This window comes from Aliivibrio sp. S3MY1 (assembly GCF_028765575.1).
Classification (GTDB): Bacteria; Pseudomonadota; Gammaproteobacteria; order Enterobacterales; family Vibrionaceae; genus Aliivibrio.
The window spans coordinates 1-861 of sequence record NZ_JARACO010000087.1; the positions used below are offsets into that span (position 1 = coordinate 1).

At 36.8% G+C, this 861-nt stretch carries 1 protein-coding gene; it reads left to right on the plus strand.

Annotation, left to right across the window (positions count from 1 at the left end):
* Positions 1 to 68 precede the first annotated feature (68 nt).
* The gene (locus PVK62_RS17340) at positions 69 to 803 is read left to right on the plus strand and encodes an IS6 family transposase (protein ID WP_274421126.1); all 735 of its coding nucleotides are present in this window, start codon (positions 69 to 71) and stop codon (positions 801 to 803) included.
* Positions 804 to 861: the final 58 nt, after the last annotated feature.

The following is an 861-nucleotide window of genomic DNA, read 5'->3' on the forward strand; positions in this document are numbered from 1 at the left end:
TGGGGTTGTTGCAAAAAATCCATTTCTAACAGAAAATCCCTCTCTCTTTCAATTAAACTACCATCTCAATGACTCAATCCGAATTTAAATGGAAACACTTTGCACCAGAAATTATCCTCTGGTCTCTTCGTTGGTATGGTACGACAACTCTTAGTTATGCACACGTCAGTGATATGCTTGCGGAGCGTGGTATTTTCGTTAATCGCTCTACCATTTACCGATGGTTTATTGAGTATTCCCCTAAACTACGTAAGAAATTACGTCGATATCAATTTACGACATCTGACTCTTCATGGCAACTTGATGAAACATACGTTCGAGTAAAAGGTAAATGGCTTTATCTTTATCGAGCTATTAATAAACAAGGTGAAACCCTTGATTTTTATTTCTCTCATAAGAGAAATAAAGAGTCAGCTTATCAATTCATTAAGCGTTGTTTAAGGCCGTATCGCTTAGAAAATCAACCTAAAACGTTAAGCACAGATAAACATTCCTCATACGCCAATGCCATAACTCGCCTAAAAGAAGAAGGTTTGTTACGCGCTGATGTAAATCAACGGCAAATAAAATCCCTCAATAATGGTATTGAATCAGATCATGCCCCAATTAAGAAATTGATCGTAGCTACCGGTGGTTTCAAAGTGAGAAAACGAGCATGGTCAACAATTCAAGGATTTGAATCATTACGAATGTTAAATAAGGGACAGTTTGATTTTTGGTTGCGTAACGATAGACGAAAAACAATAGTACAGGAGAGATCCACCTTCATTAATCGTCTCTTTAATATTGAGGTTATTTTATAGTAATAATGAGCCCATTGTAGGGCTCATTTATCCATTCAGATTATTTGCAGCAAGCCCG